The organism is Finegoldia sp. (assembly GCF_046991905.1).
Taxonomy (GTDB): domain Bacteria; phylum Bacillota; class Clostridia; order Tissierellales; family Peptoniphilaceae; genus Finegoldia.
This window is the reverse complement of record NZ_JBKWZF010000003.1, coordinates 42220-67082: the sequence shown is the minus strand read 5'-3', so window position 1 is coordinate 67082 and position 24863 is coordinate 42220. Positions and strand designations below refer to the sequence as shown.

Here is a 24863-nt window from a genome sequence, read left to right as displayed (position 1 = left end):
ATGGAAATTGTGAATTGTGAACTGTATTTCATTCCTTCAGGAAACGATTGATATACCTCTTTATCTAATTTTATATCATCCTTTTCTGAAGACATATCGTTTATAATGGCATCTTTGACAAATTTATTTCGTGATATGCCTGTATGATCTTTTTTGTATTGTTCATTTAATTTTCTAAAAAGCATATACAATCTGTAATCATATTTATTTCGATATGTAAAATTGACCCTATGAACATTCCTTTTAATATATTCTTGTTGTCTGTTTGTCAATTTCATCTCCCCTTTTCCCACCAAGTTTCAACATAACTCTCGGCAAGTACATCTTGCATATAATCATAAAATTCTCTTGTACACATGATTATACTTTGCATACTTACTACATGCTCTTCTTGTGACAATCTTTTTAAAATTTCTACTTTCTCTTCATTTATCTGTTCAGGTTTATCATTTTTGATGCAATAATCAATATATGGATATAATCTAAGTTCTCTTGTGGTAATTTCTCTACCTAAGAATCCTTTTGCGATTTTTTGTACTTCAGGATTTAAACAACCCCTCTTTTTTTTAGTTTCCAAGTAAATCTGTCCTTTCTACTTCATATTCAAGACCATGTTTTTGTCCTAAATGATATGCATCAACACAAGTTTCGCATCTACTCTTTGAATGCGTAGTTTATTTGCACGATATATAGCAAGTTGTATTTCTTGGTCGCTTGCTGAAGTATCTTCAGCAAGTGCCATGATTTTTTTTATCTTTCTAATTAAATCATCCTTTTCAGCCATAATCTACCTACCTATTTTATTTTCAATATATTCATGTTATTTTCTTATCAAATCTTTTTATCATTCTATCTCGCTATGTTCAACAAGTAAGAGCATATAATCAGCATCTGTAAAACTTAAATCGTTTATATATTTCATAAACGATTTACTTTTAAAAGGATCTTTAGCATGACTTTTATTATGACCTGCCTCTGTCCACCTTAAAAACAAGTTTTTTATAGCCATTGATCTTATTGTTGCTAAAGACTGCGATAGTGGTTTCTCCATATTGTCAGTTTCACTATATAAAAGAGGAAAAAAGTGAAAGACGATATGATGATAGTTATTGGTTAGAACGAACCTTAGTGTCCAGTCAGATACAATTCCTGTTTTATTCAAAACTTCATATACATCCTCATTTTTAGTATCTTTTTTTATAAGTAAGAAGCCTAATTCACTATTTAGTAATTCGTTGATTGTGGTATCAACATTTAATTCACTTATTTGTTGCATTTTTACACCCCTTCTACTTAAAAAGCTATTTCCCTAATTTAGTTCTAATATCTTCTAAAATTTCATCAACATATACTCGATAGTCGGATTGTACATTTGATTTATCTTTATCTTCCAATAGAATAACATTCTTTAATGATGCACTTTCTACTGGTTTACCCTGAAATCGAATTTCTTGTGTAAATACTCGATTAGGGAAAATATGACGAAGTGTTTTTATCCACTCGTTTGTCAATTTGTTTCTCTGCTTCATTGTAATCAATAATTTGCAGTCATATGGTAATCGTTCTTCATTCAGCCATTCAATAAGAATTTCAAGTGTTGCTCCTAACCCTTTAATACTGCGATCAGAAATCGTAACTGGAATAATAATAGTATCGCCTTCTTTATAGCAGGCACAAATAGAGTTATATGTTAATGAACTTTCAAACGGACTGTTATCAATGATAACTACATCATAATCGTTATCAATCAATGATAATGCAGTACGAAGTCTTCCACTTGGATTTTTACCTGATAGTTTCAAATAACCATCCGTCATTGATAATTCATCAGATGCAGGAATAATATCCAAATTTGGATAGCAAGTTTGATAGATTGCCTGTTGTATCATTGTTGGTGTCTTTAATACATCATTGATGTCAATTCCATACTTGCGTTCTTTTGAGAATCCACTAGATGCTAGAGCTTTATAGGCTTTCATGATTGCCTGCTTATCTTCAGACTTATCATAGAATTCTCTTACTTTCATGGCTTGTTCAACAGTAATTTCAGAATCGTCTTTCATCATAGTAGATTGTCCATTCGCCTGTGGATCAAAAGGAATATAAAGCGTTTTATATCCTGCCTGTGAAATTCCATAAGCCATGTTCAATGCTGTTTCTGTTTTTCCTACTCCACCTTTACGGTTTTGAATGTTATATGTAATTGCCATTTTTTTATCCTCTCTTCGTTTTTAAATATGTTTTCGTAATATGATCTAATTCATTGTCTGTTTTTAAGGTCTGCAAGATTCTATTTAAGTCGTATAGATTTGCATATCCAATCGAAAGTTTTGTCGGTGTAATTGATATTTTTGCATCTGTTATTTCAACTAGATATTTTTTCAATGTACCCAAAACTTCCTTTTGTTCCAACTCTTCTTGACTAACAACTTTTTCTTTTGGTTTTGTTTCTTGTGCTTTTCCTGAAAACTCTCCAGTTAAATATGTTTGGATTTGCCTTCCCGTTAGAGGTGTTCCATTGCGATTTGTAAAACCTGTTTTCTGTGCAATCCAATCTCGCTTTTCCATCCCTTTAGGAATTCGTCTTTGTTCTTCTAAAATGGTTACTTGCATTGGATTTTCAGCATTTTTAATCGCTTTATCGAGTTCCTTATCCTTTAATTTATGATATTTATAGATTTTCTCATAGTTTTGAATGATGATACGCTTATCTTCTTCTGAAAAGTTGCGTTGATGATTGTCACTCATAATCAATTCCAATTCACTGATTTCGTCTTCAGGTGTTTGTTCAATCACATACATTGGAAACATACCATCATGCTTTCCTTCTTGGAATAGAAGATTTAAGGCATGGTATCTTGTTTCTCCACCAATTAAAGTATAGTGTTTTCCATCTTCCCCTTCTTGATAATATACACGACCATTGTTTACCCCATTCTTCTCTAATTCATCAGCTAATGATTTTACATCTTCTTCGTTGATGTGAAAGAAATTTAATTTATTTGGACGAATATCATTGATGTGTATCATTTCGATTTGTTGTTTGTTTTTTCTCATATGAGAACCAACTGTACCCTTTTGAGGTGTTGCTTCAAATTCACTTAATAGACTCATATCTACACTTCCTTTCTTTCCATTATCTTGTGATAGCAGTATAATGTAGCCTTTGCATCTTCATAACTGTCATGTGTTTTAAATTTATATCCAAAGTAATCAGCACAATTTTGTAGTTTCTGCCATTTATAACCCCCATACTTTTCACTGACTTCGCCATAGATAGGAGCAAACAGTTCCATAACATCAATCACTTGTTTGTTTTCTAAGGAATATAATCCTTCAAGAAATCCTAAATCAAAACTTCCATTGTATCCTACGATCACATCTGCATTGTCAAATATTCCTTTAATAAGGGGTGCTAATTGTTGTAATGTTGGTTTGTTTTTTACCATATCATAAGAAATATGATGTACAGCTTCTGCGTTTTTCCAAGAAGTCGTGAAAATTGGTTTTACATATGTGTTTAACAGTATATTGAAGTTGCCATCTAAAATTGTAATTTCTAATACTTCATCCAACTCGTTATTTACACCTGTTGTTTCTAAATCAAAGCAAATTGTCTTTGTTTTATTTGTTTCCCCAATTGGTGCAAGATGAGTAAAATACTCCCTTTGTTTTGCTAATTTATTAGCAACGACCCTTTGTTCGTCTGTCATGTTCTTCTTTCTCCTCTTCGTATCGTTTTTTTGATGCAAGATCCTGTAATTCGGCTTTTGTAATGTTGAATTTTTTACAATACATTCCTAATTCTAAAATCTCTTTTTGTGTCTTTAATAAATCTTGATAGGCACTTGATGTCATTTTTTAACCTCTTTTCTAATCCCAATATTGGTTATTTCTATATAATCCCTAATTCAATCAACATTGCTTGATTCACTTCACGCATTTGCTTTTCCGTTAATTTCCCATAGTATCCAGTAATTTTCTCTTTTTCTACTGGTATAATAACTTCTAACTTAACCATGTTTTTGTCATTCAAAGTAACATGGCAAGGTAATTCGGGTCTTTTAAGTCTTCTTGTGATTGGTGTAACCAAAATGGTTTTGGAATTCTTGTTCGCTTGGTTATTGGATAACACTACACAAGGTCTTATGTTTGAAATAACGGTTGTGCTATAATACGGCATATCAACCCAATATATCTCGCCCTTTTGTGGTGTTGCCTGCTCACTCTCTAATGAGTGAGCAAACTTTCCATTTTGATTAGTATCTACCATGTTTTATAATTGTTCTCCTTTTTCAATATCAATATGTTCTTCAAAATTTCTAATCATTTTATATACAGCAGTTCCTTTAGCCTCACACTGCTGACATTCCCAATTATAATATTCATAACAATCATTCCAATTCGAGTATTCAGGTTTTATTGATGCCCCACAAACAGGACATATATTTTCATCTTGTGTTACTATGTTAATGATTTCTTTAGTTTTCATATAATTTTCTCCTTGTCTTATTTACAGTTATAATCTTTATTCGTGCTTCTTCTTGTTAAAAAATCTAAGATAAACAGTATTCTGCGATACATAACATCACAAACATCATAATTGTTGTTATCACAATGATTTTTCCTAATGCGAGAATCAGAAGGTTTAAATTATATAAAACCTTTCTTCTGTTGATTGTTTTTCTTTTCGTGATCGTTCTTTCCATATTCCTACTCTTTCTAGGTGTAGTATTGCTACACCATAACATTATTTTTTTAGGTGTAGCAATACTACACCTTATACCTATATTATAGCAAAACAACCACCTATTTGCAAGCATTATTTCAATGCTTTTAGCTTTATTTTAAAGTCTTTTTTACATTTTTTGAGCATAAAAAGAGAGGATATTTATCATGAATATCCTCAAGTTTTAGCTAAGTTTTTTTAGTTTTACCTACTTTATTCATTTATTACTTCTAATACTGCATGAATATAGTATCTGTCTTTGGTAGATGCCAGTTGGCTATTGTTTGTAATTCCATCCAATGAACAAGTATAAAATGTAACCATATTTTTATCTGTCGTTGCTTGAACATTTGTTACATAGTTGCTCTTGCCTGCAATCACATCAATATATGAAGTGTAACTGACATCATCCGTAATATTGGTTTGATAGGATGCAGAAGTATCTACATCTTTATACGCTGATACAATATGGGCATCATACAACTTCTCTTCTGTCATAATCTTAATGATTGGATGCTGTTGATAATAAGAAGCACTCATATAGTTTTTCAGAAATGTAAACATACCACCCGTTCCTAAAACACTGTGTCCATATATAAATGTATTTTTACTGCCGAAGTCTGCTGATGCCTTTGCATCCATATAGATGCTTCCCTGTTCGTCATAATTCTTATAAAAGTTATGCTTTAGATAATACTCATTATTCGCAGTTTGTACGATTGGTAAATAAATATCCGTGTTAGGAATATACATAATAGCAACTAGATCTGAATTCATTTGTTTAAGTTCTGCAAAACTCAAGGTACTGCTTTCTTGTTTCTTTCCTTCCTTTTTTGATTCTTTTTCCTGCACAACTTCTTTCACATTATTCTCAATTTCTTTTTTCTCTTGTTCCTTAAAAAACAAATTTATGAATGGAATTAAAGAAACTGTTAGCAAAGTAATAAGTCCACCAAGGATTAACTTCTTTTTCATTCCTTACACCTCTACTTTCAATGAAGCATAGTATTCTTTTACCTCTTCCTTTTCCTCGTTAGAAATCTGTTCTAATTGATCTCCTGATACTTCTCCAATCTTTTGATTATCTTCATTATATAGTTCGTATGTTTCATCATCAATGAGATACATAGTCGCACGGACTCCATGTTCTTTCCATGTCACACAATTCTTATTTAAATAAACATACTTCTTTGTGTACGGTAATTTGACACAATAATATTCATCTGTTGATCGTTTTTCATCAATCATTTTAATACCAAAGTTCATACCTTTAATATATCCGTTCATCTCCAATGCTCTTGAACGCAACTTATCATAATCTGTTAATTTGCTATGAAGATAAGTAATATAAGAATACTGTCTGTTTGCCTCTCTTTTCTCTTGTCCGCAGCCACGAATAAATTCTCGTACTTCCTGCAATTCGGCATCATTTAAGTTTTCTTTCACTGTAAGATGTTTCTGTACATCTTCACTTATCGTAATATTCTCTTCTCCAAACTTTTCAACCTGCTCTTTATAAAGCATATAGGCATTGTAAGTTTCAATATAAGTATGTGCAAACGGCTCGTTTTCTTCAAAAGTTCTGACGATTGATTTTTGTTTCTCATATTCTGCTTCTCGTTCAGCTAACTCAAGTTCTACAGCTTCAATTTTTTCAGCTAGATCTTCATAAGAGAATATTTTTTCAGCACTCATAAAATCTAATGATTTAGCAAGTTCCTTATATCTCAAAAATTCTTTATATCTTGAATTGTAGTATTTAGGATATTCTTTTCCTACCTGTTGTCCTTTACTAGACAACTCCATAGCTAACTTAGAATTATTTGCTTGTTCTACATAGGAATCAGAATATTTACTTCTCCCTTTATAACCATTTACTGCTTTTAATTGTTTCACATAGCTTCCCTTTTTCTTGTCTTTGAAGAACTGACGAAGTGCTTCCTCACTATACTCATCTCCTAATTTATGAAGTCTAGTAAATCTTTCTTTACCATACGGTTTTATACTTAGATATTTTCCCCTTTTAATTTGATACCCTTCCAAAGCTAATCGTTCCATCAATTCATCAAACGAGTTTGTTTCTTTTTTTAATTTCTCAATTTGTTCAATAATTCGTGGTTTCCAAATCGCTGTTGCATTTTCATATATCTTTTTAATGGTTGTTTCTTGAAGTTTCCCTGAATAATCTTTTCTTCTGTATTTACCAATCGGTTTGAAGTCTTTCATAACATGACATCCATATTCTAAACTAATTCGGTCACTTGCTTCCCTTAATCCATATAGTCCTTCTATTTTATTTGCCAATCTATCTTCTAACTTTCTTCCTGACAAACTGGTTGCGTTTAAAACGATATGATTGTGCAAGTGTCCTTTGTCAATGTGTGTACTTACAACACATTGATAGTTTGGATAAATCTCTTTACATAATTTCATTCCTATTTCGTTGGCTTGTTCAGGAGTTATATCATCTCGTATATCAAATGATTGAATAACATGATAGGCAACTCGATCATCATTTTCTTTATGATACTTTCTTTGAATATAAAGAAATTCTTGTTCCGCAAATTCAACTGTACAGTTTAAGGAATTTACCAAAATCCCATCCTCTGTCTTATCTCCATTGCGTACATACTCCAAGCAATTATATAAACCTGTTCCTCTTTCTCCTGCGTGTACCGGTATTCTTTTTGTATATGGCATTTCATTGCCCCCTTTCTATTTTGCATCATCATCAAATAGTTTTGCTTGTTGAACAAAACGGCTAGGGTCTTCAGCAATAACTCTTGAAGATACCCACAACACTTCATTTATAAGTTTTACTAAATTCATATTCGATTCTAAAATTTTATCGTTTTGTTCAGACAACAACTGAATGTCATTTCTTGTAAGACTGCTTTTCATCAATATTTTATTCTGTTCAAATAAATACTTCCTGATTTCTCCAATCATATTACTGACAAGTTCAGATATTTCTTTTTTACCATCTATATCTTCCAAATACAGTCTTTCGTATATTCCTGCATCTCGTAAATAGGACGATAAATCTGCGTATCCATATTTATCCATCTTTTCTTTTAACAGTTCTCGTTCATTATTACTAAGCAAAACATTGACTCGTTTTCTTTTATCATCCTCGTGTAATTTTTGTCGCATTGTTTTTTTCTCGCTTTCTATCCTGCATCACTCTTTTGTATAAGTAGAGGTCTTTCATATATCGCTTCCGATATAGGTTCAATTCCATCCAACGCACCCCTTCTTCAGATAGCTTTATTGGTTTCTTTCCAATGATATATTTTTCTAAATCCTTCCTGTTTTTATTGATTTCGTTATAGATCGTCTTCTTTGCTTTTTGAAAATAAATAGAGAGTTCAATGATGTCCATATCTTCACAGTGGATAGGGTCACAATGCACATTTAATTCTTCTTCTAATCTCTTAATCTGTTTCGATACAAATTGGATTTCTGCTTCAATATATGGTGTATCATATTGAAGATATACTTCCTCTATCCAATGCACACCTTCCAAATAAATCCACAGTTCTTTTTCTCCGATTGCGTTGTACTCGAATATGAACCATTCATCTTCTTTATGATATTTTCTAATTCGATCTCGTATGTAATACATCTGTCTATCTGTCAGATTAAATTTTCTTTGAACAGCGATAAAAGGTATTCTTTTGAATTCCATATTTTTCCCTCACAATCTGTTTCCCAATAGGTTGTAATTGTATATAACAAGCATGGTGTCTATACACACCCTTGCTTGTCAGGGGTAGCCCCTGAAACCCTTCTACGATTCAATTTTGTTGCACCAAAATTGTAGGTACTCGCTCTTTCAAATTTCATTTTCATTCACTCCTAACTGTAAAAAAAGTGATGCAGGGATTATCTTCCCCACACCACTTTCGTGTGCAAAAATTTCATTTTTGTATCCATAAAATTATTATTTAAGTATCTTAACGATACCTCATTTGTATTTAAAATTGTCTTTGTTTCGTCTATGTTTTCCACCACCTTTTTGAATGTTATACGACCTTGTTGCTTTAAAAGATCGAATTAAATCTTTCTCCATTCTGTTCATATACGAAGGCATACAGCGTTCTAAATGAATGTAAATTTGTTTCCCATTTTGATAATCGTGATATACATTTTTGTTTCCATTTCCTTGTAAATGTTGTTTCACTCTATTTGCTAAATGTAACGATTGACCTATGTAAATTGCTTCATATTTTTCTTTATGAAACTCCTTTATCGCATGACTATATATAAGAATCACATAACATCCTGACTTGTTCCATGTTTCATTTTTATATCTTTCGTTCCATTTTTTCAGAAACATATCTGCACTCACAAAATATCCATTTAAAATAGAATTTCGTGATTTATATTCCTTGATTAGTTGCTTAATAAAGATAAATAAACAGAAACATATTGTTCCTATAAGAGCAATTACAAACAATTTTGTTGATGATTCTTTCATCTACATAAGTTCCATTTCCATGTCCATATCTTCATCCAAATCAACTTCTTTGATTGAGATACTTGCTTCACTTTTATCTTTCATAGTGTTCACAATATTGTCTTTCATGCGTTCAAAAGTTTGTTCATCTTTCTCCACTATGATTGCATTTCTGTTTGTATTTAGACACGCAATTCCAAAGTTTCCACTACCACCAAATTGATCTAACAGAAGTTCATCAGGTAACGAAATATATTCAATAATAGATACCATAAGTGCTACTGGTTTCTCTGCTTCCATTACTTTTTGCGTTCGACTTCTTGGTTGAAAATCAAATTCTTTTGGGAAGTTTTCTACTTCACTTTGAAATTCTGTAGGTAACATTCCACTTGTTCCTTTCATATAAAAAACACTTAAACCATGTGCCTCTAAGCGTTCTTTCACTTCATAAGAAGTCAATCCTTTTACATCAATATCATTTTCTTTCGCAAGTTGAATATTCTTCTTCGCATCCAGTTTAAGAGTGCGTGGTTCTCCTTTTGAGAAGAACATGATATCTTCCCTATTCTTTGATTTTCGCCCTGTATTTGCTTTAAAATCGCCTTTTATCCAAGGCACTTTTGTAAAATATTTAAAGCCTTCTTTGATTGCCATTTGTTTGATTTCATACAAGTATTGATAATTTACTTCGTTCTCTTCAGGTAAGAATTCTACACAAAATGCTCCTTCTTTTAGCACACGCATCTTCTCTTGAAAGTCTTTTTGTGTGTACTTAAATAACTCGTATGTCGCAAATTTTCTATTGCCACCAGTCAGAGATTTTGCTAAATCATATGGATGGTCTGTAATGATTCCATCAATACTATTGTCTTCAATAAACGATAAATCACGACCATCTCCATTGATTAAAAGGCAAGTAGATTTCTTCTGTTCTAATTGACTTTCTACTTTATAAACACCTCTAGCAACCCTTTTAAAGATGCCTAATTCAAGTCCTTCATAAATCCTTGCACGAATAGATTCATCATTTACTTGCAAGTTTTTTTGTTCTTTCACAAGTGCTGTAGCTTCAGGAATGGTAAACTGTTCATCTTCCATAAAGTAGTCAAACAAACTCATTTGAATTGTGTCTGTGTTCATTCTAAAACATCCTCATACTCTACTTTTGTATCAAACTCTTTTGTGATTTCTTTCTCTTCCGATTCATGAAAAGTAATAGACTCCATATCTTCATCAGGATATTCATCATAGCCTGCACTGGCATTCTTATTTAAACTTAACGCTTCTAATAATGCTTCCTTATTTGCATATTCCATCTCTTGTCACCTCACATTTCCATTTCTAATTCGTCCATATCTTCTTCTATTGTATCCAGTGTTTCCTGTTCAATTTCAGACAGTGAAATATACTTTTCAAAATCCTCAATATCTTTAATGTAATCTACAATTTCATCTGCATCCTTAATCGCATCAAATAAAACTTTCGGATCATTTTTTAATTCAGAAATCCAACTTTGGATATAAGCCTTATGATTATTCACATGAGTTTCGTCAGCTTCTAACCCCAATTCTGCCATCAAAAAAGAAGAACCAATTTCTGCTCTTAGTTCTTCTATTGCATATTTTTGACTTCCAAATCTATTTTCTATATCACGATTTAAGCGACTGGAATGCCCTGTTGCGTGACAAGATTCATGTAACTTTGTCGCATAGTATCCATACTCTGAATGGAATGTTGTCATTGGTGGTAAAGTAATTTTATCTTCGGAAGGACTATAGTATGCTCTATCTCCCTTCTCTTCATAATCCACTCCCATATTCTTTATAATGCTATCAACGACTTCATTTGATTTATATTCAATCGTAGGTATTTTCTCAATAGGAATTTCTTCTGTCACTAATTCATATCGTTCTTTCAATTCAGTATAACGCTGATTTTTTTCTTCATAACTTGCCTTTTTGTCTGCCTTGATTTCTTTTAACAACTGATAATAATCGGTAGCTTTTACATACTCTGTACCATCTTTTAGATAGTGTCTGTGTTCCATTTGAGCCTGCACATTGAACACATTAAATGATGAACTGGTAAGAACATATTCTTTTAACAATTCCTGTAATTGCTCTTCATCAAGGCTTCCATTTTTTCTGATGTCAGTAATAAATTTGTAGAATTCTTCAATCGTCATTGATTTATGAGTTCTCTTATTGTAGTAATAATAAAACTCTAATGGAATGGATTTCTCTCCCTTCTTAACAAACCATTCTCTTGATTCTGCCTGTCGTATCGTACACCAACGACTATCCTCATAATGATTTCGTTCTTGAATATACCAAAGTAAAACTTTGTTATAAAGTCTGTATGGTGTCTTCGTAATTGCGTTATGAGGTGGCTTGCTTCCCCACTCCTTTATCCAAGGTAGCTGATCTTGTTCAAGCGATTTAACATACTCATTGACTAACATTTCTCTAGTCTTACTTAGTTTCTTTTTTTCAGGCATATTTGCTCCTCTCTAAAATAAAAAATGGAGAAACTTTACTCTCCATTACATATCAATTTTTAAAATTGTTTGATAAAGAAAATGAAAGGAATCACTATCATCAAAGTCCATATGATAATGTCCACAATACCATTGTTTGTAGTTTACAAAATGTGAAATGTGTTCTAAGAATGCCGTTATATCTTCCTTATCTGTTGCGTACACTTGACTCATATCTACTCTGTCATATCCGTATCTTCGAGCAATGCTTTTTGGTGCATCATGAGTAATAATAATATCTATAGTATCTTCAACAGATTTTAAATTAGCCATTGCACATTCACATTCTTCTTTTGATGGTAGTTCATCTTCCCACCAAGAAATTCCTTCTCTACGATACATTTTATCATGCGAAAATGCTCCACCAAAAGTAAAGATTTTCTTACCTTCTATCGTATATATTTCTCCACGCATCAAGTGGTAAACCTTATCATAAATCTTCTGAACCTTTCCACCCCATTTTTCTGTAATAGGATAATTTTTTAAACGATCAAAATTTTCATGATTTCCATCTACAAACAGAGTAGTCCAAGGTTTTTTAGATAACCATTTCAACCAATATTCTTCATTCTTGCTTGGTTTTATATCCCATATCAATCCAAAATCTCCACAGATAATCAAATAATCGCCTTCCTTGGCTTGTGAGAAATTTTGAGTATTCAATTTTGAAATATCTACTTCGCCATGAATATCTCCTGTAACATAAATCATAGTTCCACCTTCTTCTATAAATCTGTTCTTTTATTTATCTATTTGAAAGAATTCCAAAATGGAATTTAATGATACAGGGCAATATTGATTAGCATCTACACCAACATCATATCTTCGTATTCCTTGTTCTCTCATTTCTTCATTATAAGATGAAGAATTGTGCTGATGTCCATGTAAATGCAATGAACCATGTCTTGAGCGATTCCATTCTAACATAGGATAGTGCATTAACGATATGCTTACAGAAGCAACACCTCTTAAATCATAATAATCATAAATACCTTCAAATAATGAGGCATCATATTCCTTATCGTGATTCCCACGAATCAATATCTTTTTTCCTTTTAATTTGGAAATCATTGCATTGACCTCTTCTACTGGACAACGGTGTGATATATCCCCCAAGATATATACTGTATCATTCTTTGCCACCAAGAAATTCCAATTCTTAATCAGGGCTTCATTCATTTCTTCAACTGTACCAAATGGTCTGTCTTGGAAATTTATTACTGCCCTATGTCCTAAGTGCAAATCACTTGTAAACCATATCATTTTACCACCCTCTTCCTAGTAAAAAAGCAAGTTCTCATTCATGAACATTGCTTTTAAAACTTCAAATATCTCTATCTTCAAAATCATCTTCAATACTTATATTGACTGCATCATTATCTTCGTTTCCATCTGTTATGCCATTCTTATTATACAAATAATTACGATCATATACTTTCAATTCTTCAAGAAATTCTGAAGCATTAAGATATATAACCCCATTATCATCTTTATCTAAAGTCTTGCCATTATACAAAACAACTTTTTCTTTTACTTTAAAACCATTTTCTTTTAACCAATCAAGTTTTTCAACATCTAGTAAATGTTTTGTTTGTTTATTGTATTCGACTTCAGAAGAATGTTTGATTTCAAAAATGAATGTTTCATTCTTTTTGTTACGAATAACCATGTCATATTCGCCATTTTTAAATGGAGATTTCCTATATTCATAAAATCTAAATTGAGAAACAAAGCAATCAGATAAACTTCTAGTTACATTTAAGAGAACAATTTCTTCTAACATTCTGCCTTTAATATCAGATAACAATTTGTTATAAATGAACTCTTGTTTATCTCCACTCAGCTTAATGAATTTTGGATCATTATACAATGCTTTCAAAGCTGATTTTGCCTGATTATAACGAATGCAAGGTTGTACAACAACTGGATTATCAGAGATTGAGAATTCTTTACTAACTGTACAATATTTAATATCATCAAAAAAATCCAACTCATACAAATAATTTTCTATCTGTGCGAGTTCATTTTCTGTTAAACCATACTTCAATTCATTGTAATTTAAAATCTTTAAATCCTTTTTTATTTGTTCTGATAAACTTTCTACATTCATATCAGCACTATAGGACAATATATCATTGTCTTTAACATCCGATATATAGTGATGCAAAACTCCAATATCATGAGATTCAAAGTTCTTCAAAATTGCATCAAGTAAAAATTCATGGTTCTTATCTTCGATAACTCGATTGATAACACTTGTTAATTCTCCTCGACTATGAATTAAATATAAAGCCCCCAAATCTCCTTTATCTTTTAATTTAGATAGAGAATGTTGAATATTTTCTGCAATAGCTGAATCAACATATTCTTTAAAGTTTTCATCTCTATTATAGTTAATTTCACTTTTTGACAACAATCCACCTTCCACAATATAATCTTCGGCAGTGGCATTTGGAAATAAATGTGTATATTCATAATATGGGATATAGGTTGTATGAATAGAAATTGCTCGATCAAACAATTCTCCTTTTTGACTTAAATAAATACCTAATGAATCTGTTCCTGTTAAGACAATATGAACACCCGATATAGCAAACTCATCTGATAGTAAAGAAGATACTCTTACAAATTGCTCTGCCTTGGTAATTTCATCAATAAAAATATATTTATATCCCTGTTCATTTAATTTTTGTAAATCAAGATATAAACTTGCCATGTTATCTTCTTCTGTTACATCTATCCATGCAGTTTTATCAAATTGCTCATTTGTCATACCTAAAATAGATTGTAACATCATAGTAGTCTTCCCTGTTCTTCGTAGTCCATATAATGCACAAACTTTTCCATAATAAGGTGTATTTACTGATAAATCAGAGTGTAGATATTTGTTCAAATCATTCAGTAAATATCTTTTGTTTAACGAACTTACAGATTCAGCTCTATTTTGTAAAGACATTCCAAATCTAACATTTGTTCGGTATATAGACATTTCAGCACCTTCTTTCGTATTCTTATTATAACAGATTTCTAATCACTCTAATAGATAGCATTTTCCTGCTTCCTATAAGAAAATGAAGATTGTTTCACACTTACTTATCTATTTCATCCAAATCTTCTTCAAACATTTCTAACACATAATCTTTGGCTTCTTGATATTGCTCTTTCAAACCACAATATTCAATCTGCTCAACAGACAAATAAAAATCGTGTCCTTTATCCTCATCCCACACACCTAAATCTTTTATATCATTAGAGATATCATCAATCCAATAATTCAATGCTTCTGCATAACTAGAGTAGCAACCATTTTCTATTGTTTCTAAATCAATATTTTTTATCATCCATTGATAGTCAAAAATAATGTTTTCTTCCAAATCGCCTGTATAAACCATATAAACACTGCCATTATGTTCACATAAATTCCATTCATTAAATACGGAACTTACTTTTTCCATAATAGTTTTATTTATTTCTTCATCAGGAAATCGAAATAAAAATCTATCTCTCTGTATTCCAATTATTTCTTCAATGTTTAATACGATTTCTTTTGGTTTCATATCGTAGCGTAATATTTCATGCTCCCATAGTTTGCCTACATCTCCACCATATCTACCTTTTCCTTGATGATTGATGTTGTTCACAAACTTAATTGATGTACCGCCCTTATCTTTCCATTGTTCAAGGTTGACATTGTAATCATCAATTAAAATATCTCCTACATAAATTCCTTCAGGTATTTTGTCGGTTTTACTTTCCCATGTTTTTGGAAACAACCTATGTTCTTCATCAATAAATGGAAAATCTCTATCAATACAAATATTTTTTTGATGAACAACTTCCTTTGTGTCAGCAGAAGAAAGAATAAAAATCTCAATTTCTTCTTTATCTACTGAATGTAAAAGATTGATAGCTTCCTTCATATTTTCAAATGATTCTAATTTTACAAAAAAATCAAGTTCGTACATTTTTTCGATTTGCACATGCCCTGATTCATCTAATATATGATCGTGGAATCTATACAATGTTCCATCCATATCAATAAATACTCTTTTTTTCATTTTTTTATCCTTTCCTAGTCCGTTTTCTTATTTTTGAACTAAAAATTGCGTTTTTGAAAAAAATCGGCTTCCACAATCAAACGCTAAGACGAATTACAAACTTTTTTGACTTGTTGTTCATGAAAGTAAAGATGGCTCTTAGCGTTCCATTATGGGCTTCTCATAGCGTGTATTTTTTTACACTTGTAATTTTTACCGAATTAAACATCATTATCAATTTCTTGAAATAGTTTTTCAAGATTTTTCTTATGTACCTGCCATTTCTTCAGCTCCAGCTTATACCCTTCTAATTTTTGTTGTTCTTCTGCTATCAATGTTTCAGAAGCAACAATTTTATTCTCATAAAATTTGATTTTATTTTCGATTGTTCTTTCTCTATTTGCCATATTAAATATAAATCTCCTTTCTTGATAGGTATTCTTTCAATACATTTACTTCTTGTCTTGGCATTTCTCCCATCATATGACAATCGTTCACATTGATACATCTTCCTTCTTCTGTGCGAAAGAAAGGACATTCCAATATGTACCAAGCCATATCATTACATCTAGTTTTTATGGTCTTTACCATAGGAATATCCTTGGAACTACATGAAGATGTTAAATAGAATAACAAATTTTTCTTCATGCCAATGATGGTAATTTTGTCACTATCTTCCTGATAAAACAAATTATAACCATTCATGAATTTATATTTTAATTCTTCATCAGCTATATTCGATTTCATCTTGTTCCATTTCTTCATCAATAATTTCCTCCTGACTATCGTAATTATCATATTCTGCTTCGATCGTAGATGGATTATATTTATCACTTTCTTTGATTTGTTCTTCTAGTTTTCTTTTCATAAAAAGTTATCCTTTCTTAGTATAAATCCAAACGCATTCCTGTATAGATACCACTAGCATCTTGAATTGGAGTACAAACTCCTGCCCTTCCTGAAGCAACCAATTCATTTTGACAAGCACTGGTTACATTATCCATAGTATAACCATCTGTAAACATAAAGTATTTTGTAACAGGTGGTGCAGGCTGTGGCTGTGGTGGTAGAGTTTGTTGCTGTTCTTGTTGAGGTACTTGTTGTACTGGCTGTTCCACCACTTCTTCTTTTGGTTTCTCTTTAGGCTTTTCTTTTTCTTTCACAACCACTTTTAAAGTTGCTGAAGATTCATTTCCTGCTTTATCTTTCACACGATAATGAACTTCATATTCGCCTACTTCATTGGCATCTATTTTATTAAAATTTACTTTTTCACTTAAATCTCCATCTTTATCATCCATTGCTTCTTTGATGTATTTTTCATACGCAATGTCCTCTCCTTTAAAGATTTCGATTTTTTCTGTTGTAAGTGTAATGTTAGGTTTTACTGTATCTGTAGGTTTTTCTTCTATTTTTTCTTTAGGTGCTGTTGGCATGGATTGAACATATCGATACACTCCATATCCACCTATTGACAGTAAAAGAAGAAGCATAATCAATGTAATCCTTTTCTTTCTTTTACGCTTTTTATCAGCTCGATACAGTTTCAATATCTCTTGTTCTCTTTCACTTAATTCCATGTTCGTCACCTAATTTCTATTCACACATATTGATAAAAATTTTGAAGTTATCGCTTGCTTCTTCAGAAGTACCTATATAGATATAATCTTTATATACATCTTTCTTTGGCACATCTTCAAATTCGATTTTTGCTATATTTGTAATTTCTGTTTGTTCTTTATTTCCATAGAATACAACATATCCTTGTACATACAATTTATGGTTCGTATTGTTTTCGATTGTAATCAAAGGTTGTTCGCTATCATTTCTCTTATCAGGAAATATCTGCACATTCACATCATCTTGAAATAATAATTCTGTTGATTTTTTACCATCTTCATTACTGCCTTCCACTTGAGAGGCTTTTAGAGAAGAAGCATCAAAGGTAATTTCTTGTCTTGATTCCCTTGCCCCTTTATTGTTTGGATTGACTGTTTCCATGACATAGGTTTGTTGTGGATTGATGTTTATATTGATTTCATCATCTTTATCTTCATCATGCACTCCGTTTTCATCTTCTTTGACAATTGTTCCTGTGACATTGATTTGAAACTTGTTATTGTTTGTTACGAATAATAAACAATCTCCGTTGGACTCCCCATATGGTACATAACTTACATCCACATTTTCCATTGCCGTTTTAAATATATCTATCTTTGGTTTTTCAGGTTCCTTTTCTTGTCCAAAGAAATTTTTATAGGCTGACAATCCAAAAAAGACAACAATGATTGTTGCCATGATTCCCATTGCTATTTTCTTTGCCATTCAATCACTCCATTTCTATTTCATCTAAATCCTCATCAAAATCTACTACAGTGATTTCTTTATATTCTTCATAAAGCTCCTTTATTCCATCAATTATCGCTTGATCTACACCAATATCGGCTTTTTTATATAAGTGGTTAGCTTGCGACATAAACTCTTTATCATTTTTCAGTTGTTCAACTTCATCATCTGAAAGAAATTCGGATAAAGCACATAGAATGTCATTTTCCATGAACTCATTGTACCACTTTTCATGTAAGTCAATATTCAATTCATTAGAAGCACGTTCTAGCATATCTGCTTGAGCTTCTTTTAAATTACCGAAATAATGTCCTACATCATACCCTCTATCGTTTTGTGTCCAAGTCACATAACGATATTCCTTTATTGGATGATTTTCATTGATGCCAAGCACTACATTAAACCCAGTACCAGTCACTACTTTATTGATAATTGTATATTTTCCATTCATACCTAAATCATCTTTTGTCATATCTTTCTTCTGTTCTTTTCAAGTCCTAAAGAAATAAGTAAATCGTGATACACCATTACTTCGTGTTCATTTAATCCATAATCTTTTACAAGATCTGTTACTCCTTGATTCAATATCCCAATTCCATATCGTAAACTAATGTTTCTATTTGTTTCTACATCATGAATACTTGTTAAATCATCTGTTATTGAAAACCAACAATCCATTCTTGATTTTTCTACAATCTTATCAAGTATATTTGCCTGTTCTACAGATAATTTCATTTTTCCACCTTCTTTCTAAAAAAGGAGTCTTATTCAGACCCCTTAAATATACATTCGTAGCCAATCGTTTTATCTTTTTTAATGATTGGCTGTACCTTGAATTCTTGTGAAGATGTTAATCCATACTCATTTGCTCGTTTAAAAGCGACAGTGGAATTATTGGCATAATCTTTTGTGAGGAATTCTTTATTCTCTTTTTTTGTTTCTTCTTTAGAATTTCCTTTCATCCACTCTGTATATGCACCTTTTTCTTCGACAAGTTCATCTTCAGCATTTTCTAACTGTTTTAAATATTCAATATAGGCTTTTTTATCTTCATCTTCTAGTTCCCAATCCCTCGGCACTTCATGTCCATCAATAATTTCTACTCGTTCTGCCTTTTGTTCAGGAGTTTCTTCTAATCCTCTTACTTGATATGTTCGTGATGTGCTTTCAAGTTCTACATTCGCTTCTTTTCTTGCTTTTTCATCAAAAATCACTTTCACTTCCACATCATCATAATTGCTTAGATTTTTGTTAGGAGATATTTCATATTTCAAAGATGCAATAAAGTCTAGGACTTCTTTATCATCTCCATCATATTGAATATCGTTTCCTTTTATGGACGCCTTACCGCTTTCTTCCATACCTTCAAATGTAAGCTCTAAGTTTGATAAAACATCTAAGTGTGTTGGTTCAGGAAATACATATATCTTGACACCTATAGCAAGTCCTAAAACCACAATTACTCCAACAATTCCTAGTATTACTTTTTTCATGATACCACCTCATTTACTTAGGATTTGCAAAAGAAATATTTCCATAAATACTTCGTAATTGACTTAATGAGTATGTAACTGTATGCCAGTCACTCTTTGCTACTTCAAAGGAATCTGTCTTACCATTTAAGTTTCCCTCTTGAATGGTAATCTTTTCTCCCTCTACACCGACTACGATCCATACATGGTTATGAGCAACATCTGAAGAACCGACAGCTCCTACTTTCGGTATCAAACTGAACTCAAATTTGTCTGGATGCGTTGCTAACAACTGTGCTACACACGAATATCCATTTCCAGTAAAACCAGGGCTAAATCCATAGATTTCATAGAATCTTCCCCATGCGAACCAAGTACACTGACCATATAAGCCTGCTTGTGCATATGGATTTTTTGTTACCCAAGCATCTGTATTCCCAAAGTTTGGATCACCTTCAATAGAACCTGTTGCACATCCTGTAGAGTCTGTCAGTTTATATGTACCTTTTAATTTATCATACCACTTCTTTGCCGACTTACAGCGAGTATTTAAAATCGACTGATAGGAATTACTCGACCTTTCTACAATCTTATGGAACAAATAAGCACATCTTGATGGACTTTTATTTTCATAAAATCCTTCCCTCTGTAATTGTTTTCCATAATAGGATTCAGGGGATAAGGATTCTTCCCATAAGAAGTTTAGTTGAAAGTTTAAATCCGTCCATGAAACACCTTTTAAGGTTGCCTGTTTCAATAAATTGTCTTTTCTTCCATAACTCCATTGGATTAAGCCATGTCCTTGATATGGATACCCTTTTTCAATTAGGGCAGGATCAAAATTAGATTCACGCTCCATGTTTCCCATAACGCCTGAAACAGCTTCATCCGATAATCCCTTTCCTTTTAAGTATGTCCATACAGCCTGTGCATTTCCTTCTGTTGTTCCATCTGAAAATACATAATCAGTAGAACATCTTTCAGCACTAGCTGATGAACCTGCAAAGATAACAATAAAAAGTGCCATTGTAACTGCACCAACTATAATCGCCATCGTGAAAGGAGCAAGGAATTGAGCGATAGTAGTAACAGCTTTTGTAACAGTTTGAAAGATAACTGTCATTGCTCGTTTCACTATCGTGGTACTTGCCTTCGCAACTTGCACTCCTTTTTTAATAGAAGATTTTACAGTTACATAAGAAAATTGTATTGCCTTTTTACCACCTTTATAGGTATATTTTGCTGTCGTTTTTCCAACTTTTTTCCCAACTTTTCCCGCTACCTTTCCTGCCTTTCGTCCAACTTCTCCTTCAATGAATTTCATTCCTGTAGCATCTTCGCCATTGGTTGCTTTTTCTACTTTATGAGAAAGTCTTGCCCCTTTTTTAACAACCTTGCTTGCTTCTACAGAAGTTTTTCCTACCACAGTGACTGCTTTGGAAAATTTACCTTGCGTTGGTTGAAAGTCAAAAGTATGTCGATTTATAAAAGAAACGAAACGATTTGAGTGTTGTGAACCCTCTTCTCCTTCCCCCATTTTTCCTTTTAAGTTTTGACCTGTGCCTTTCTTTCCATCCCCAGTATTTGCTAATGTCTTGATATTGGAAATAGTACTGTTTTTATCATTATTTCCTATAACTGCATTCTCAACAGAAACACCATTGGAAGATTCCATTGTTTTAATACCTAAAACAGCAGAACCTTCCTGTTCATTCATACTACTGATTGGAATATCGTTATCTGATTTAGAAAGTGAACCTGTCGTTTTTACAGCACTATTATCATTCTCTTGTGACAATGCATTACCATCCTCTGCATTTGGTTTATCAACTTGTGTTTGAATTCCTAAAGTAGCCTTTCCACCACTTCCACCTGAGCCATCATCTTGGCTTCCTTGTCTGTTATATTTCCATTCGGAAACAAATTTGGCACTCTTATCCAATCCCTTACCAGTCCAACGAAGTCCTTTACTGGTAGCAAACTCCCCTGAACGAAATGTCTTATTGACATCTTTTCTAGTTTCTTTTGACATACACTTTATGTTCTAGCAATCGCCTTTTTATCAGTATTGTTCAACTGGTAGATACGGAATTCTTTTGGCACATGGTTATAGAATGGAATCTTATCTGAACCAAAGACAATGACACCTTGCCCTTGTTTAGCATCATTACCGATATATCGTGCTTCCCCTTCAGAAATATCGAAAATATCACAAATAATCTGTCGATCTCGCTTCTTTTGTTTCAAAATGATAGCAAATTCGGCATTTCCTAAGATTTTTCTACCCCATTCGTTCGCAGAAACATCTTCGATATTTTGTGTAATAACAGTAATCATAGCATTGTATTTACGACCAATTTTGACAATCTTAGCTACATATTCAGCACCTGATGGATTGGCAAGCAAGATATGGAATTCATCAATATAGATCCATGTATTGATACCTTTCGCTCGGTTTTTTATTAAACGATTCATAATATGGTCTAGGACTACTAAATATCCTGCTGTTTGAATAGAAGCAGGAAGTTCAGAAATATCAAACGATACAACTCGGTTATGAATATCAACATTGGTAGGATGAGAGAAAATATCCTGTGTACCTTTAACGAAACGCTCAAGGGCTTTTGCCATCTTTTTCGCTTCTTCTTCAGGTTGAACATTTAATTCTTCTTGAAAGTCCTTTAATAAAGGTTGTTTACTTTCATCAGTAAATCCACTTTTTTCATAATCTTCAAAGATATGTCGTACACATCTATCTACAATCGTCTTTTCAATCGGACTAAGGCTACCTTCATCAATAATAGATTCCACCCAACCTTGCATATATTCAACTTTTGCTTTAACTGGCGAATCTCCACCATCTTCAGACAGACTATAGTTTTGATCTAAGTCTAATGGATTGATGTATGTTTTTGTAGAATCGGAAATTGTAATGGTCTGTCCATTTAATTCATTTACGGCATCTCCATATTCTTTTTGGAAATCGATAAAAATAATTTCATCATCAGGATAGCGTAGTAATACTTGTTCAGCATTTGTTTTCGCTTGGAAGGATTTCCCTGCTCCTGATGTCGCTAAAATACATCCATTTCCATTTATCAGTCGTTTTCTATCTACAAAGATAGGGTTTCTACTTACTAAGTTGATTCCCATAAAGATAGATTTAGGATGTGCAAAATCTTTAGAGTTGAATGGAACATGAACAGCTGTTGCTTCAGAAGTTTCCTTATGTTGGAATTGTAGTGTGTTATGTCCTAATGGAAGTGTATTTTGAATTCCTTCTAATTGTTGCCATTTTAAAGGTAAAATACGAATTAACATTTCTCCTACTTTATTTTGAATTTTAACAGTCTGTTCTTCTAATTCAGAATAGGTATCAGCAACAATGCATAAACAGATATTCTCACAGAAAACTTTTTGATCGTTATACTGAATATCTTCAATCATCTGCGTAACATCATCTAATTTTGTTTCCAGTTTCTTATCTTTCATGTATTCATAATTCATCTGTTGCTTCGCATATTGTTTGACCTTGTTATAACGCTCTGTTTCCAAACCTGATTGCAATTTGGATAATTTCTTTACAATCTTGGTCGTTTCATTTGGCTGAATATTGATTGTCGTAACAAGGTGTAAATCTTCAATCGTAGTTAAAATATTATAAAACTTTGGAGTAATTGCATTAGGAAAATCAGGTTCAATATACAGACAACGAATAAAGCGTTTTTTATGGATTTCATCCGTTTCTGTATCCGAATTTAATACATCTTGAGGAGTGATTTCAATATAATCGCTTTCTCTTAGATTGATATATTCATGAGGTGCAAGAACATCATAAATCGTTAGATCTTTTTCCTTACGATATTCTTCAAAATCTTTGATCCCCTTTTCATCTGCTGTTTGGATATTCCAAAAGTCATGAATCAAAGTCAAACGCTCATTAACTGGTACGATACGAATACTAGATTTTAAATCCTTAAACTTTTCTTCTGTTTTTCTGTAGATATTAAAAAATATCGCTTTGGCATCTTCATAATTCAATGCTTTCTGCGATATTGTGACATACCTTTTTGTAATCAGTGTATTTTTCTTTTTCCCAATAGCATCATCAATCAAGGTATTAAACTCATGAGCAAGATGTCTTTCCTGTTCACTAACCATACTTTCTTCATCATAGATAAACTGTTGTTTATACTTTTCTGTGTTCACAGGTGTACTGGCATTTGTGACTTGAATATGTGCTTTATCTGTAAATGAGTTTAGATAATCCACCCATTTTAAGAAGATTGCACCTGCATCTTCTAAATCTGCTTTTGCGAAAGAAATATCTGTATATTCAAAACAGATAGAATACATATCATCACCGATTCGCATGATATTTTCTTTGTAATCCTTAAACAACATAGTAAACACTTGTTGATTGGTCTTTGGCACAAAAACTGTTGGTCGTTTATTCCACAAAGACATAAAAGGATTCGTGTTGGATGATTTTTCGGTTGGCTTATTCACTGATTTCTGTTGCTTTTGTTTCTTATGCTTTTTCGATTTCTCTTTCTTTTCCTTCTTTTTGAACATCTTCTTCGACTCCTTTCTCTATTGTTTCTAAATAGCCTTTTGCTTTTTCACCTAGACGGACAATATTTTCAATATCTTCTTTCGTAAGTGCATTTTCACTATTTTCCATAGTACGCTCTTCAATCAAGGCTTTCTTATTGGCATCTAAATCCCCATACCACTTCATTGCCTTTGCTTTTTCTTTGGCTTTCTTTCGCTCTATCTTCAATTCCAATTCCTTTTGTTTTTCCAATCGAGCCTTTTCTTTCTTTTGTTCTTTTTCCATCTTCATTAAAGCCTTTTTCTCTTTCTTCGCCTGTTTTCGTTCAGCTCTTGTCGGTTTTTTCGACTTTTCGATTATTTGAACAGATTCCTCTTTTTGTTTCTTACCTTTATTTTTCTTTGCTTCTTTTTCAGCTAATAACTCTTTTTCAGTCTTATACTCTAATGGCTTTCCGAAATCCAAATAGTGTCTTTTTAAGAAAGGTAGTAATCTATCGGCTGTCATTCCCTGCAATGTCAAAAAGCCACAAAGCATCAAAGGTAAACCCATGATAATGACAATCCAACTTGAAATCTCATCTCCCAATATAGGTGTTAAATATAAATAAGTAGGCACTGTAATAATTCCAGTTAAAACAAGAAACAACCATTGTCGAAAAGTAAATCCATAGTATTTTTCTGCCACTCCTGAAAGTTCTTTATGTGTTCTGATTCTAATATCATCCAT

At 32.2% G+C, this 24863-nt stretch carries 33 protein-coding genes; all 33 read right to left on the bottom strand.

Annotated features, from left to right (window positions below; all coding sequences use genetic code 11):
• Positions 1-272, bottom strand: a 272-nt coding sequence (locus tag ACLUJM_RS02530; protein WP_412412078.1) for a hypothetical protein, incomplete at its 3' end; no start/stop codon positions are given.
• A 2-nt stretch (positions 273-274) separates the two neighbouring features.
• Entirely contained in the window at positions 275-577 is a 303-nt protein-coding gene (locus ACLUJM_RS02525; RefSeq protein WP_118654699.1) for a hypothetical protein, read from the bottom strand.
• Between the two features lie 45 nt (positions 578-622).
• The gene (locus ACLUJM_RS02520; protein ID WP_161129327.1) at positions 623-784 is read right to left on the bottom strand and encodes a hypothetical protein; all 162 of its coding nucleotides are present in this window, start codon (positions 782-784) and stop codon (positions 623-625) included.
• 60 nt (positions 785-844) lie between these two features.
• Positions 845-1276, bottom strand: coding sequence for a hypothetical protein (locus ACLUJM_RS02515; RefSeq protein ID WP_118654698.1), 432 nt, complete (start codon positions 1274-1276; stop codon positions 845-847).
• A gap of 25 nt (positions 1277-1301) precedes the next feature.
• A complete protein-coding gene (locus ACLUJM_RS02510) occupies positions 1302-2210 on the bottom strand; it encodes a ParA family protein (protein WP_161129326.1) in 909 nt (302 codons plus the stop codon).
• A 4-nt stretch (positions 2211-2214) separates the two neighbouring features.
• The gene (locus ACLUJM_RS02505; RefSeq protein ID WP_002610932.1) at positions 2215-3114 is read right to left on the bottom strand and encodes a ParB N-terminal domain-containing protein; all 900 of its coding nucleotides are present in this window, start codon (positions 3112-3114) and stop codon (positions 2215-2217) included.
• A 2-nt stretch (positions 3115-3116) separates the two neighbouring features.
• On the bottom strand, positions 3117-3713 hold the full coding sequence (locus ACLUJM_RS02500) for a 3'-5' exonuclease (protein WP_002610934.1): 597 nt from the start codon (positions 3711-3713) through the stop codon (positions 3117-3119).
• Entirely contained in the window at positions 3685-3858 is a 174-nt protein-coding gene (locus tag ACLUJM_RS02495; RefSeq protein WP_002610936.1) for a hypothetical protein, read from the bottom strand. Before ACLUJM_RS02495 ends, ACLUJM_RS02500 begins: the two co-directional genes overlap by 29 nt.
• Before the next feature lie 37 nt (positions 3859-3895).
• Positions 3896-4273 (bottom strand): type II toxin-antitoxin system PemK/MazF family toxin, encoded by a 378-nt coding sequence (locus tag ACLUJM_RS02490; RefSeq protein ID WP_002610938.1) that lies wholly within the window; start codon positions 4271-4273, stop codon positions 3896-3898.
• A gap of 3 nt (positions 4274-4276) precedes the next feature.
• Positions 4277-4492, bottom strand: a complete 216-nt coding sequence (locus tag ACLUJM_RS02485) for a hypothetical protein (protein ID WP_002610941.1) — start codon at positions 4490-4492, stop codon at positions 4277-4279.
• A 450-nt stretch (positions 4493-4942) separates the two neighbouring features.
• Positions 4943-5704: a class B sortase gene (locus ACLUJM_RS02480; RefSeq protein ID WP_002610944.1), complete on the bottom strand. Its 762-nt coding sequence runs from the start codon at positions 5702-5704 to the stop codon at positions 4943-4945.
• Between the two features lie 3 nt (positions 5705-5707).
• The gene (locus ACLUJM_RS02475) at positions 5708-7429 is read right to left on the bottom strand and encodes a relaxase/mobilization nuclease domain-containing protein (RefSeq protein WP_118654695.1); all 1722 of its coding nucleotides are present in this window, start codon (positions 7427-7429) and stop codon (positions 5708-5710) included.
• A gap of 15 nt (positions 7430-7444) precedes the next feature.
• Positions 7445-7882, bottom strand: a complete 438-nt coding sequence (locus tag ACLUJM_RS02470; protein WP_002610951.1) for a hypothetical protein — start codon at positions 7880-7882, stop codon at positions 7445-7447.
• Positions 7857-8417, bottom strand: coding sequence for a hypothetical protein (locus tag ACLUJM_RS02465; RefSeq protein ID WP_002610954.1), 561 nt, complete (start codon positions 8415-8417; stop codon positions 7857-7859). The genes ACLUJM_RS02470 and ACLUJM_RS02465 overlap by 26 nt, the downstream gene beginning before the upstream one ends.
• 279 nt (positions 8418-8696) lie before the next feature.
• The gene (locus tag ACLUJM_RS02460) at positions 8697-9209 is read right to left on the bottom strand and encodes a GIY-YIG nuclease family protein (protein WP_002610956.1); all 513 of its coding nucleotides are present in this window, start codon (positions 9207-9209) and stop codon (positions 8697-8699) included.
• Entirely contained in the window at positions 9210-10328 is a 1119-nt protein-coding gene (locus tag ACLUJM_RS02455) for a DNA-methyltransferase (RefSeq protein ID WP_161129324.1), read from the bottom strand.
• Positions 10325-10504, bottom strand: coding sequence for a hypothetical protein (locus ACLUJM_RS02450; protein WP_002610960.1), 180 nt, complete (start codon positions 10502-10504; stop codon positions 10325-10327). The genes ACLUJM_RS02455 and ACLUJM_RS02450 overlap by 4 nt, the downstream gene beginning before the upstream one ends.
• Positions 10505-10515: 11 nt before the next feature.
• Positions 10516-11685: an ArdC family protein gene (locus ACLUJM_RS02445; protein WP_002610962.1), complete on the bottom strand. Its 1170-nt coding sequence runs from the start codon at positions 11683-11685 to the stop codon at positions 10516-10518.
• A gap of 45 nt (positions 11686-11730) precedes the next feature.
• Positions 11731-12435: a metallophosphoesterase family protein gene (locus ACLUJM_RS02440; RefSeq protein ID WP_256292649.1), complete on the bottom strand. Its 705-nt coding sequence runs from the start codon at positions 12433-12435 to the stop codon at positions 11731-11733.
• Between the two features lie 30 nt (positions 12436-12465).
• Entirely contained in the window at positions 12466-12987 is a 522-nt protein-coding gene (locus ACLUJM_RS02435; protein ID WP_002610965.1) for a metallophosphoesterase, read from the bottom strand.
• Between the two features lie 61 nt (positions 12988-13048).
• Positions 13049-14713 carry an AAA family ATPase gene (locus ACLUJM_RS02430; RefSeq protein ID WP_256292650.1) on the bottom strand — a complete coding sequence of 555 codons (1665 nt, stop codon included), beginning with the start codon at positions 14711-14713 and terminating at the stop codon, positions 13049-13051.
• Positions 14714-14813: 100 nt separating this feature from the next.
• Entirely contained in the window at positions 14814-15782 is a 969-nt protein-coding gene (locus ACLUJM_RS02425; RefSeq protein ID WP_002610969.1) for a hypothetical protein, read from the bottom strand.
• Between the two features lie 200 nt (positions 15783-15982).
• Positions 15983-16168 carry a hypothetical protein gene (locus ACLUJM_RS02420; protein WP_002610971.1) on the bottom strand — a complete coding sequence of 62 codons (186 nt, stop codon included), beginning with the start codon at positions 16166-16168 and terminating at the stop codon, positions 15983-15985.
• A 1-nt stretch (position 16169) separates the two neighbouring features.
• Positions 16170-16526, bottom strand: a complete 357-nt coding sequence (locus tag ACLUJM_RS02415) for a hypothetical protein (protein ID WP_187426253.1) — start codon at positions 16524-16526, stop codon at positions 16170-16172.
• Positions 16489-16629 (bottom strand): hypothetical protein, encoded by a 141-nt coding sequence (locus tag ACLUJM_RS02410; protein ID WP_002610976.1) that lies wholly within the window; start codon positions 16627-16629, stop codon positions 16489-16491. Before ACLUJM_RS02410 ends, ACLUJM_RS02415 begins: the two co-directional genes overlap by 38 nt.
• Before the next feature lie 16 nt (positions 16630-16645).
• Positions 16646-17341, bottom strand: a complete 696-nt coding sequence (locus tag ACLUJM_RS02405; protein ID WP_002610977.1) for an immunoglobulin-like domain-containing protein — start codon at positions 17339-17341, stop codon at positions 16646-16648.
• A gap of 16 nt (positions 17342-17357) precedes the next feature.
• Entirely contained in the window at positions 17358-18086 is a 729-nt protein-coding gene (locus tag ACLUJM_RS02400; protein WP_002610979.1) for a hypothetical protein, read from the bottom strand.
• Between the two features lie 4 nt (positions 18087-18090).
• Positions 18091-18579: a hypothetical protein gene (locus tag ACLUJM_RS02395; protein ID WP_256292651.1), complete on the bottom strand. Its 489-nt coding sequence runs from the start codon at positions 18577-18579 to the stop codon at positions 18091-18093.
• The gene (locus ACLUJM_RS02390) at positions 18576-18842 is read right to left on the bottom strand and encodes a hypothetical protein (protein WP_256292652.1); all 267 of its coding nucleotides are present in this window, start codon (positions 18840-18842) and stop codon (positions 18576-18578) included. Before ACLUJM_RS02390 ends, ACLUJM_RS02395 begins: the two co-directional genes overlap by 4 nt.
• A 29-nt stretch (positions 18843-18871) precedes the next feature.
• A complete protein-coding gene (locus tag ACLUJM_RS02385; RefSeq protein ID WP_002610983.1) occupies positions 18872-19600 on the bottom strand; it encodes a hypothetical protein in 729 nt (242 codons plus the stop codon).
• 13 nt (positions 19601-19613) lie between these two features.
• The gene (locus tag ACLUJM_RS02380) at positions 19614-21611 is read right to left on the bottom strand and encodes a phage tail tip lysozyme (protein ID WP_256292653.1); all 1998 of its coding nucleotides are present in this window, start codon (positions 21609-21611) and stop codon (positions 19614-19616) included.
• A 5-nt stretch (positions 21612-21616) separates the two neighbouring features.
• Complete coding sequence (locus ACLUJM_RS02375; protein WP_002610987.1) at positions 21617-24154, bottom strand: VirB4-like conjugal transfer ATPase, CD1110 family; 2538 nt, start codon at positions 24152-24154, stop codon at positions 21617-21619.
• Positions 24111-24863 (bottom strand): PrgI family protein, encoded by a 753-nt coding sequence (locus ACLUJM_RS02370; protein WP_256292654.1) that lies wholly within the window; start codon positions 24861-24863, stop codon positions 24111-24113. Before ACLUJM_RS02370 ends, ACLUJM_RS02375 begins: the two co-directional genes overlap by 44 nt.